Consider the following 10284-nt stretch of genomic DNA (forward strand, 5'->3'; position numbering starts at 1 on the left):
GCTAAAACGTCCGACTGGGATCGGCATAGGGGAATGTTCCGGGCTTGGGGACAAGCCCAGCATCGCGTGAAGACCCCTTGCCCGCAGCCCTTCAGCCGCGTGAGAGCATTCTACACTTCTGACGAGGTCATGGGGTTTCACAAGACGAAAGGCCTGGGCTTCAAGAGCTGGTACGATCACGAATTCGATGCCGCTCCGATGATCTCATGGCGTCCTATGCTGCGTGGGATCCGTATCGCGGCAGCTTCCGTGATCCGACCATCCGTGTTTTCGAAATGAGCGGACGAACGGGGCCAATGGAAGAGAGCCAGCTCTTCGATGCGGAGTTGCCGCAATGGCTTTCCGGTTCATCGGAAAGCTGCCAGGGCAGCGCATGATCCGGCAGATAAGAGCCAACGGCATCGAGCAGCAGCATGGCGACAGCAACCACGGCGACGGTTGCTATCGCGACAGCGGAGGCTTGGCTTGCAAGGCCGGCCTCCTCGAGATTGTAGAGCACCACACCGATGGTCTCGGTGCCCGCAGACCAGAGAAGGGCGGAGACGGTGAGCTCGCTGAAGGCCAGCAGAAATGCCATGAGTCCTCCCGCCGCTGCCGCAGGAAGGAGAGAGGGTAAGATCAGATCGAGAAGCCGGCGCATCAATCCTGCGCCATCGAGTGCCGCTGCTTCTTCTTGAGCAAGATCGACCTGCTCCATCCCGGCCAAAACAGGTTTGAGCACGACCGGCAGGAAGCGGGCCAGATAGGCGAAGACGATGATCCAAGGCGTGGCGTAAAGGGAGATCCCGATCAGCGGAAGCGGCTTGAGGAAGAGCAGGATGCAGGCAATGGCGAGCACCACGCCGGGAAGCACATAGGAGATTTCGAGGAGAGCCTGAACGGCCCTCCTGGACGATGCCATGCGACGGATCAGGACGTAGGCAAGCGGCAGGGAAAGCATCGCGAGAAGACAGGCTGCGCCCGCGGCGAAGAGAAACGAATTCTGGAACGCGCGCTTCGTCACATCCTGCCGCACGAGGACCTCGACGAAATTGTCGAGCGTCATCGTGGATAAGGACAATGGCATTCCATAAGACGGGACAAGGGATGCCGCGAGCAGCGACAGAATCGGCAGCCCTAGCGCCATGGCGAGCGTGCCGATCACCAGGCCCTGAGCAACGACGCGCAGACGGCCGAGCCGCCAGAAGGGTTGGAGCGGCGCATCTTCCTCAAGCTGTACCGCGTCGCTGCGCATCAGCAATTGACTGGTCAGCACGCATAGGGCGGCCACGAGGGCCATCAACAGACCCAAGGCTGCCACATCGCTGATGACGCCCGGGCCGAAGCTCGACAGGCGCCTGTAGATGAGAACAGGCAGGGTGAGATAATTCACCGGCGTGCCGAGAAGAGCGGGAATGCCGAAATTGCCTGCCCCTGCGACGAAGGCCAGCAGTGCCGCTCCCACGAGATGGGGACGCAGGAGGGGAAGCAGAATATCGATGACGATGCGCCAGGGCCGGGCGCCATCCACCCGAGCTGCTTCGATAATGGCGCGCGGGACGCGCTTCAGCCCTGCCAGCAGGATCACGAAGACGAGGGGCGCGTGATGCAATCCAAGAACCAGAGCGATGCCATTGCGCCCCAGCATCGGGTTGGCGCTGCCCGGCGCAGGAGCAAGCCCGAGGGTGCCCAGCAGCGGTGAGGCGGGGCCTGCCAGATGCAGGAATGCGAGAGCCACCACCTGCGGCGAGATCATCATAGACAGGAAGAACAGGAAGGATGCAAGCTTGCGGCCGCGCAGATCCGTGACGCCCAGAAAAAGGGCCATCATCCCGCCGAGGAGGAGCGAGAGGAGGCTGGAGGCGAATGCGGTCTCCATCGTCGCGAGCATGGCGCGGTAGGCCGGCCGGCTTGCCACGACCTCAAGTGCCTTTCCCGGATCGAAGAGACTGCCGGGAGCGACCGCAGCAAGCAAAAGGCGTGCCGCCGGCAGGAGATCGAGCAGCAGAAGGAGCAAAGCAGGAAGAGCGAGAAGGCTGAGGCCTCCCCGCTCCAGGAACGATGGGATGGGTTTCTGACGTTTCACTGTCCGAAGATATCAACGAAGGCTGCCTTGTTTTTCGTCTCGTCAGCCAACGCCTTGGCAGCATCGAACCGCATGACTTTGATCTGGTCGCGCGCAGGATAGCCTTCCGGCAGAGGAACTGCGGGATGAGCGGCGATGTAGCCCTGCTTCAGGGCAAGCTCCTGGCCTTCCTTCGAGAGCAGGAAGTCGATGAAGGCGCGAGCCGCATCGGGGTTCTTGGTGGTCTTGAGGATGGCTGCAGGCTCCGACACGGCCGAGACGCCTTCCTTCGGGAACACGAACTCGACGGCGGCGCCCTTCGCCTTTTCGCGGATCGGCATGTAATCGACGATCACGCCATAGAGCTTCTGGCCGCCGGCCACCTGCTTCAGCACGTCGCCGTTGCCACCGCCCGCCATCGCGTCGTTCTGCTTCAGCGCTTCATAATACTTCCAGCCGCCTTCGATATTGCCGGTCAGGGTCGCCGCATGAATGAGCGCGGCGCCAGAGGTGAGGGGGCTTGGCATCACCAGCTGACCCTTGACCTCCGGCTTCGTCAGATCGAGCCAGGAGGTCGGCTTGAACGAGGCCTTCGTGTTGTAGGCAATGCCGGTGGTGATCAGCTTCGTGGCGAACCAGAACTTCTGCGGATCGTGCGTGCCGGCCGCGTAGGCGGACACATCGGCTTTCTCGTGAGCGAGCAGCCGATCCTCCTTCTTCAGGCCCTCCATCGTCACGCTGTCTGCGATCAGAAGGACATCGACCCGGGGATGTCCGGCCTCGAACTCGGCGCGCAGCTTGGCGAGGATCTTCGGCGTACCGTCGCGCACGAACGTGACGTTGACGCCCGGATACTTCGCATTGAAGGCGTCGATCGTCTGCTGCGCGTCGGTATTCGGCTGGCTCGTATACAGCACGAGATTGCCGGAGAGCGCTTGAGCGTGAGCGAAAGCTGGAGCAAGGGCGAGAAGGGCGGAAAGAACGAGGCGCTTCATCAGTTGGTCTCACTGTCATGGAACGCCAGGCGTTAACAGCGCTTGGTGAAGGTGATGTGACGGTACGCGCCATCACACTGATCGACGTCATCACCGGACTTGAGCCGGTGATCCCGATGTTGGGGGCTCGGTGCTTCTCCGAAACGGGATGGCCGTCCCCGGATGGAGTCCGGGGACGGCCATGACGAAGAGCTAAATTGGTGTGAGCTTTACGCGGCGAGTTCCGCCCGCACCTTCGTCCGGAACTCGTCGATCGAGACGAGCTTGCCGTTCCGCTCCACGTGCCAGAAAGTCCAGCCGTTGCAGGAGGGGAAGCCCTGCGTCAGCGCGCCGATCTTATGGATAGAGCCGACGATGGGCCCGAGCGCCAGCGTGCCGTCGGCACGCACGACTGCCTTGTGACGGCGGCGTTCGTCGACCAGCGTTTCGCCGGCCTTCACGTAGCCACCCTCGATGAGCGAGAGGAACGGCACGCGCACTTCCGTGCGCTTTTCCGGCGGAGCGGCAACCGACACGTCATCGAGCGGCTGAACCGCATCAATGCGTGCGCGTGCAGCCTTCGCGTAGGTCGGATCGCGTTCGAGACCGATGAAGTTGCGCCCCAGCATTTTTGCGACAGCGCCAGTCGTGCCGGAGCCGAAGAAGGGATCGAGCACCACATCGCCCGGATTGGACGAGGAGAGCAGCACGCGGGCGAGCAGCGCCTCGGGCTTCTGCGTGGGATGGACTTTACGTCCGTGCTCGTCCTTCAGACGCTCGTCGCCGGTGCAGAGCGGGATGAACCAGTCCGAGCGCATCTGCACGTCTTCATTGCCGGCTTTCAGCGCATCGTAATGGAAGGTGTAGCCCTTCGAATCCGCGCTCTTCGAGGCCCAGATCATGGTCTCGTGCGCATTGGTGAAGCGGCGGCCCTTGAAATTCGGCATCGGGTTGGCCTTGCGCCACACGATGTCGTTGAGGATCCAGAAATCGAGATCCTGCAGAGCTGCGCCCACGCGGAAGATGTTGTGATAGGAGCCGATCACCCAGAGCGTCGCGTTCTTCTTCATTACGCGGCGCACGGCGGAGAGCCAGGCGCGGGTAAAGGCATCGTAATCGGCAAAGCTCGCGAACTTGTCCCAGTCGTCGTCAACGGCGTCGACGAGGCTCTGGTCCGGGCGCGTGAGCGCCTGTTCGAGTTGGAGATTGTAAGGTGGGTCTGCGAAGACCACGTCCACGCTCTCAGGGGGAAGCTTCTCGAGATTGGCGATGCAATCACCGAGAAGGATCTCATTGAGAGGAAGAGGCTTCGGCAGGACGGAGAGGGGCGTTTTACGCCCCGTCCGAGGAGCCGGCGCAGACCGCCCGGTACGCGAGACACTGATCCGGGAGGCGGCGCCGGCAGCCCCGGTACGCAAGGTACCCATGGGTGATCACCGGTTACGCAACTGACACTCCGGATCATCGTCCGTTAGGGTAAAGATCAGGTTTCCAGCTCGAAAAAAATGCGTCTTATTTTGGGTCGGCAAAACTTGCCGACTTATTGAAAAGACTGAGCTTTTTGGGTTAACGCGCGTTAGGTTTGGTTACAGGTCCAGTAACCCTTGTTTGAGCGGGGCAAAACTCAGCCGATGGAAGGGGCAGGGACCGTCGGATGCCAGCACCTGAAGGTGTGTTTTCGTGCTGTAGCCTGCGTTGCTCGCGAATCCATAAGCCGGATAAGTCTCGCTGAGTCGCGCCATCATGCGGTCGCGCACCACTTTCGCGACGATGGAGGCGGCGGCAATCGACGCAATGCTCGAATCGCCCTTGATGACCGCTTCCGTTGCGCAGGGCAGGCGCGGCGGATCGTTACCGTCGACGAATGCCATATCCGGTGCACAGGGAAGGGCGGCGAGCGCCCGGCACATGGCGAGCAGCGAAGCCTGGCGGATATTGATGGTGTCGATCTCGGCGTGGGATACCGATGCAATGCCTACCTTCGACGTCGCCAATATTTCGGCGAACAGTGCCTCGCGTTTCTGCGCGGTCAGCGCCTTCGAATCCGCTAGGCCCTGAGGCACGTTGTCGAGACCGAGCACGACCGCCGCCGAGACTACGGGCCCCGCCAACGGCCCGCGTCCCACCTCGTCGAGGCCCGCGATGCAGGTATAGCCCTGCGCGCGGGCGGAAAGCTCGCGCTCGAGGCCGAGGCCGGTGTTCTTCAGTGAGCGAATCGGTGCGGTCATGGAATGGGATCAAAGCGGCAGGAGGCCGCCTTGTCATCCGGGCTTAATGCCGCCGTCGTGAATACTACCCTCTTCGTCATCCCCGGACTTGCTCCGGGGACGGCCATGACGAGCGGGTTCCTGACGCGACTTCTAGAACAAGGACAGCTGCCCCGTCTCCTTGGCAGGAGCCTTGAACAGGTCCTTGCGCAGGGACAGGTTGCGCTTGTTCAGTCCCAGCCGCTCGGCGGCGGTCTCGAAGCGGCGACCGATCATCCAGGCATAGGGGCCGACGCCGGATTGGCGGGTGCTCCATTCCGAATCGTAGTCCTTGCCGCCGCGCGCTTCCTGCAGCAGCGAGAACACGTGCTTGAGCTTGTCGGGGTAATGCTCCACCAGCCAGTCGCGCATCAGGTCCTTCAGGTCGTGCGGAAGGCGCAGCAGCACGTAGCCTGCCTCCTGCGCGCCGGCCATCTGCGACTCCTTCAGGATGGCTTCGATCTCGTGGTCGTTGATGGCCGGAATAATGGGAGCCACCAGAACGCTCACCGGAATGCCGGCCTCCGAGAGCTTGCGCACGGTCTCCAGGCGCCTGGCGGGAGTGGCGGCGCGAGGCTCCATCCTGCGCGCGAGCTTCGGGTCGAGGGTCGTGATCGAGATCGCGACCTTCACCAGATGCCTGTCGGCCATCTGGCTCAGGATATCGATGTCGCGGGTCACGAGCGCCGATTTCGTCACGATGCCCACGGGGTGATTGGCGCGATTCAGCACCTCCAGGATCGAGCGCGTGATGCGGAATTTGCGCTCCACCGGCTGATAGGGATCCGTGTTGGCGCCGATCGCAATCGTGGTCGGCTGGTAGTTCGGAGCGCGCAGCTCCTTCTCCAGGAGTTCGGCCGCATTGGGCTTGGCGAAGATCTTGGTCTCGAAATCGAGCCCGGAGGACAGGCCCTGATAGGCGTGGGTGGGGCGTGCGAAGCAATAGGAGCAGCCGTGCTCACAGCCGCGATACGGGTTGATCGACTTCTCGAAGAGAATATCGGGCGAGTCGTTTCGCGTGATGATCGTGCGTGGCTTCTCGATGATCACTTCGGTGGGCAGGGGAGGGAGATCCTCTTCGATGTCCCAGCCGTCGTCGAAGCTCTCGCGCTGAGCGGGTTCGTAGCGCCCGGTCGGGTTCGACACGGCACCCCGGCCCCGCCGGCGGTCCATCTCGACCCGGTAGGACGGATCGTCCATGCGCCGACGCGCCGCCTCCGCGGCCTCGATGGGCGAACGCTTCGCAGGCCTCAATGGAGCGGGCTGATCCTTGAAACGGATGGACATGACGGCCTCGGGCGAATCTCAAAAAGAACGGAATAAGAACAGAACAAATAAGGAACAAAATCAAGTCGCCTTGATGATGATCTTGCCGGCGACGTTTTCATCCGAAGGGGCTATAAGAGGGAACATGATCACCGCTCTCGTCCGCGTCACCCATGGGCCCGAGGCCCTGGCCGCTACTTTGAGCGCTCTCGTGCCCGCCGTTGCTGCAGGGCTCGTGGGCGATGCCGTGATTCTGTCGGCTCGGCAGGATGAGATGCTGGCGAAAGTGGCCGATGCGGCGGGGGCCAGCCTGATCGTGGCGGAAGAGGCTTCCTGGAAGGACGGCGCGCACGCTGCCCGGCGCGAGTGGCTACTCTGTCTCGACGATGGCGATATCCCGCAGGAGGGCTGGATCCGGGTTCTCGACCGGTTCGTGACCCGCGGCTCGCCTGAGCGGGGACTTGCCCGCTTCCGCCGTCACGGATCCGGTTTTGTCAGCCTCGTGCGCCGCATCTTCGCGCGCTCAAAGATTCATGCCGGCGATCTCGTTCATCGCCGTGTGCTGCTCGACGAGGTAAAGACCCGAGCACCCGTGCGTCTGTCGGCAACCATCGAGCGCGATCCGGTTTTCGGCTGATTCAGCCTTTCAGCTTGCTCCGCTTCAGATGCTCGTCGAGGCGCGGCATGATCTCCACGAAATTGCAGGGGCGGTAGCGGTAGTCGAGCTGGGTTGCCAGAATGCCGTCCCAGGCATCCTTGCAGGCCCCTGGCGAGCCCGGCAGCACGAAGATGAAGGTGGCATTCGCCACGCCCGCGGTCGCACGCGACTGGATCGTCGAGGTGCCGATCTTGTCGTAGGAGATGCGGTGGAAGACGGCGGAGAAGCCGTCCATGCGCTTCTCGAACAAAGGCTCGATCGCTTCCGGCGTTACGTCGCGCCCGGTGAAGCCGGTACCGCCCGTGGTGATGATCACGTCGATGGCAGGATCGGCGATCCAGGTTTGCACCTTTTCGCGGATCGCCTCGATCTCGTCCGGCACGATGGCGCGATCACCCAGCCTGTGGCCCGCCTTCGTGATGCGCTCGGCAAGCGTCGCGCCCGACTTGTCGTCATCGAGGACACGCGTGTCGGACACGGTCAGCACCGCGATGGACAAAGGAACGAAGGTGAGGGTTTCGTCGATACCGGGCATCGGGTTGGTCTGAGATTGCGTGAGAGCATTTACCTCTATCGTCATACCCGGCCTTGTGCCGGGTATCCACGTCTTCTTCTGCCGCAAATCCAAAGACGGGGATGGCCGGGACTGATCCCCGGATCGAGTTCGGGGACGGCCATGACGGTGAGGCTGAACTGCTCTACAGTCTGGCTGCCCTGAACGTATCGCAGGATTGGACCTGACCGCTCTTCAAGCCGGTCGTGAGCCAGCGCATGCGCTGCTCCGACGAGCCGTGGGTGAAGGAGTCGGGCACCACGCGGCCTTGACCCTGCTTCTGTAGACGGTCGTCGCCGATGGCTTCGGCCGCGCGGATCGCTTCCTCGATGTCGCCCTGCTCGAGCGATTGCCAGCGCTGGTTGGAATGATGCGCCCAGACACCAGCCAGGCAATCCGCCATCAGCTCGACGCGGACGGAGAGCTGGTTGCGCTCCGTAGCGCCGACCTCCTGCTGGCGCTCCTGGACGCGCGGGAGAATGCCGAGCAGATTCTCGACATGGTGGCCGACCTCGTGTGCGAGCACATAGGCATAGGCAAAGTCGCCGCCGGCGCGGAAGCGGCGCTGCATTTCCTCGAAGAACGACAGGTCGATGTAAACGGTCTGGTCGAGCGGACAGTAGAAGGGTCCCATGGCCGATTGCGCGCCGCCGCAGCCGGAGCGCGTCGCGCCGGAGAACAGCACGAGCTTCGGCTCGCGATATTGCCGGTTCACCTGCTGGGGCAGCACCGTCTTCCATACGTCTTCCGTGTTGCCGAGGATCGCGGCGGCAAAGCGTCCGGCCTCATCCTGCGGCGCACCCTGACGGCCCTGTTGTTGCTGGTAGCCCGAGCCGCCGCCCGCGATCATCTCCGCGCCGCCGATCAGGATGCGTGGGTCGATGCCGAGCGCCCAGCTGATGAGGCCGAGCACCACGATGGTGCCGATGCCGAGACCGCCCGCGCCGCCGATGCCCATGCCGCGACGGTCTTCCACATTGGACGAGGTTCGAAAGTCTTCCCAGCGCATGTTCCACCTACAAGCAGCAGCCTGATTTGCCGCATGAGCTTAAGGCGCAAATGTATGAACGAGTTCCGAACGCCCTTGGGGAAGGGGCTATTCCTTGGCGTCGAGTGCGCGCCGCAGAGCCATGAAGTCTCGCCAGCCGAGGCGCTTCTGCAGGGGCTGGCGCAGGAGATAGGCCGGATGCAGGGTCGGCAGCGCCCGGATCTCGCGGCCGTCCTCGGTCTTGTAGGTGAACCAGCGCCCGCGGGTGCGCAGGATTCCGTCCTTCAGGCCGAGCAGGTTCTGGGCCGCGGGGCCGCCGAGGCAGAGCAGGAATTCAGGAGATGCCAGCTCGATCTGGCGCGCGATGAACGGTTTGCAGATCGCGATTTCCTGCGGGGTCGGCGTGCGGTTGCCCGGCGGACGCCAGGGGACGATGTTGGCGACGTACACTTCAGAGCGGTCGAGGCCGATGGTGGCGAGCATCCGGTCGAGGAGCTGGCCGGAGCGGCCCATGAAGGGCTTGCCGATCCGGTCCTCGTCGGCGCCTGGAGCCTCGCCCACCAGCATCACGCGGCCTTCCGGATTGCCGTCGGCAAAGGCCAGGTTTTTGGCTGAGAATTTCAGGGCGCAGCCCTCGAAGCCCGCGAGGATCGTCTCAAGCTCCTCCAGCGACTGCGCATGGCGCGCCTGCTCGCGGGCAAGGCTGGCCACCTCATCCGGTGCACCGGCGGCGGCCTTCGGCAGCGCACGGGGCGGGGGAGGAGAAGCCGACGAGGATGAAGTGCGGGCCGCCTGACCCTGCGGGGCAGCGCCTTTCGACTGAGCGGGTCCTGCCTTCGGTTCGGCAAACCGGTTATGCGGGGTCTCGTCGAGCGCAAGATCCACCCCCGCCTCGACATGGAAGTCGAGGAGCGCTTTCAAAGCATCTCGGTCAGCGGGCAAATCCGGCATGGATCGTATGTAAGCATCCCGGAAGAGGGGGACAACTCAGGATGTTCTGCCCAGATATATTTATCGTCTTGTTTTTCTTGAGATCGGCCCGCTGGCATCAAGATAGAGGCTTACGATCGGCTTCGGCATAACCTTATGATGAAAGGGAACTTTCAGCTGAAGCCCAATGAAGCTAGGAACATTCCTCAACGAAGGCCGTACTTGAGAAGTCAGGCCAGATTGTTCATATGTAAACTATCTGGCCTTGATGCTTTGAAGTCGCGTACAGGAGAACACTCATGTCCGATCTGCCCGCCCGTGAATCGATGGAGTTCGACGTCGTCATCGTCGGCGCCGGTCCTGCGGGTCTCAGCACCGCCATCCGCCTCAAGCAGCAGGCCGCCGAGACGGGCGCCGACATTTCCGTGGTGGTGGTGGAGAAGGGCTCCGAGGTCGGGGCCCATATCCTCTCCGGCGCAGTGATCGACCCGATCGGCCTCGATGCCCTCCTGCCGGAATGGCGCAACGATCCGGATCGCCCGCTCAAGACCCAGGTGACGGCCGACGAGTTCATGTATCTCGGCCATGCGGGCGGCCTTCGGCTGCCCAACGTGTTCATGCCCAA

The 10284-nt window shown here is 62.9% G+C and carries 10 protein-coding genes; 2 read left to right on the forward strand and 8 right to left on the reverse strand.

From position 1 onward, the window contains the following. Window positions 1-214 precede the first annotated feature (214 nt). From AA309_RS21465 to AA309_RS21485, 5 genes are all read right to left on the reverse strand, one after another. The gene (locus AA309_RS21465; RefSeq protein WP_084731481.1) at window positions 215-2065 is read right to left on the reverse strand and encodes an ABC transporter permease; all 1851 of its coding nucleotides are present in this window, start codon (window positions 2063-2065) and stop codon (window positions 215-217) included. Then, window positions 2062-3039 carry an ABC transporter substrate-binding protein gene (locus AA309_RS21470; RefSeq protein WP_047191061.1) on the reverse strand — a complete coding sequence of 326 codons (978 nt, stop codon included), beginning with the start codon at window positions 3037-3039 and terminating at the stop codon, window positions 2062-2064. Before AA309_RS21470 ends, AA309_RS21465 begins: the two co-directional genes overlap by 4 nt. 209 nt (window positions 3040-3248) lie before the next feature. Next, a complete protein-coding gene (locus AA309_RS21475; RefSeq protein WP_047191062.1) occupies window positions 3249-4445 on the reverse strand; it encodes a site-specific DNA-methyltransferase in 1197 nt (398 codons plus the stop codon). A gap of 159 nt (window positions 4446-4604) precedes the next feature. Then, window positions 4605-5246, reverse strand: coding sequence for a ribonuclease HII (locus AA309_RS21480; RefSeq protein ID WP_047191063.1), 642 nt, complete (start codon window positions 5244-5246; stop codon window positions 4605-4607). A gap of 132 nt (window positions 5247-5378) precedes the next feature. Further along, window positions 5379-6551 (reverse strand): PA0069 family radical SAM protein, encoded by a 1173-nt coding sequence (locus tag AA309_RS21485; protein ID WP_052954915.1) that lies wholly within the window; start codon window positions 6549-6551, stop codon window positions 5379-5381. A 124-nt stretch (window positions 6552-6675) separates the two neighbouring features. Between AA309_RS21485 and AA309_RS21490 the strand changes: the two genes are divergently transcribed. Continuing rightward, window positions 6676-7167, forward strand: coding sequence for a hypothetical protein (locus AA309_RS21490; protein ID WP_047191064.1), 492 nt, complete (start codon window positions 6676-6678; stop codon window positions 7165-7167). 1 nt (window position 7168) lies between these two features. Here AA309_RS21490 and moaB read toward each other — a convergent pair whose 3' ends face one another. The 3 genes from moaB to AA309_RS21505 form a co-directional block, all read right to left on the reverse strand. Continuing rightward, window positions 7169-7723 carry a molybdenum cofactor biosynthesis protein B gene (gene moaB, locus AA309_RS21495; RefSeq protein ID WP_047191083.1) on the reverse strand — a complete coding sequence of 185 codons (555 nt, stop codon included), beginning with the start codon at window positions 7721-7723 and terminating at the stop codon, window positions 7169-7171. Window positions 7724-7886: 163 nt separating this feature from the next. Continuing rightward, window positions 7887-8750: a KPN_02809 family neutral zinc metallopeptidase gene (gene ypfJ / locus AA309_RS21500; RefSeq protein ID WP_047191065.1), complete on the reverse strand. Its 864-nt coding sequence runs from the start codon at window positions 8748-8750 to the stop codon at window positions 7887-7889. A gap of 87 nt (window positions 8751-8837) precedes the next feature. Continuing rightward, window positions 8838-9680 (reverse strand): uracil-DNA glycosylase, encoded by an 843-nt coding sequence (locus AA309_RS21505; RefSeq protein WP_047191066.1) that lies wholly within the window; start codon window positions 9678-9680, stop codon window positions 8838-8840. Window positions 9681-9958: 278 nt separating this feature from the next. On the opposite strand from AA309_RS21505, the gene AA309_RS21510 reads away from it, so the two are divergent. Then, window positions 9959-10284 (forward strand): FAD-dependent oxidoreductase (locus tag AA309_RS21510; protein ID WP_047191067.1); only part of this gene is annotated, 326 nt, incomplete at its 3' end.

The sequence above is a fragment of the Microvirga vignae genome (assembly GCF_001017175.1).
Lineage (GTDB): Bacteria > Pseudomonadota > Alphaproteobacteria > Rhizobiales > Beijerinckiaceae > Microvirga > Microvirga vignae.

Excerpts from the sequence above, each read along its gene's own strand:
- AA309_RS21480 (WP_047191063.1), bottom strand. The coding sequence starts at position 5,246 with ATGACCGCACCGATTCGCTCACTGAAGAACACCGGCCTCGGCCTCGAG.
- AA309_RS21470 (WP_047191061.1), bottom strand. The coding sequence starts at position 3,039 with ATGAAGCGCCTCGTTCTTTCCGCCCTTCTCGCCCTTGCTCCAGCTTTC.
- moaB (WP_047191083.1), bottom strand. The coding sequence starts at position 7,723 with ATGCCCGGTATCGACGAAACCCTCACCTTCGTTCCTTTGTCCATCGCG.
- AA309_RS21475 (WP_047191062.1), bottom strand. The coding sequence starts at position 4,445 with ATGGGTACCTTGCGTACCGGGGCTGCCGGCGCCGCCTCCCGGATCAGT.
- AA309_RS21505 (WP_047191066.1), bottom strand. The coding sequence starts at position 9,680 with ATGCCGGATTTGCCCGCTGACCGAGATGCTTTGAAAGCGCTCCTCGAC.
- AA309_RS21485 (WP_052954915.1), bottom strand. The coding sequence starts at position 6,551 with ATGTCCATCCGTTTCAAGGATCAGCCCGCTCCATTGAGGCCTGCGAAG.
- AA309_RS21490 (WP_047191064.1), top strand. The coding sequence starts at position 6,676 with ATGATCACCGCTCTCGTCCGCGTCACCCATGGGCCCGAGGCCCTGGCC.
- ypfJ (WP_047191065.1), bottom strand. The coding sequence starts at position 8,750 with ATGCGCTGGGAAGACTTTCGAACCTCGTCCAATGTGGAAGACCGTCGC.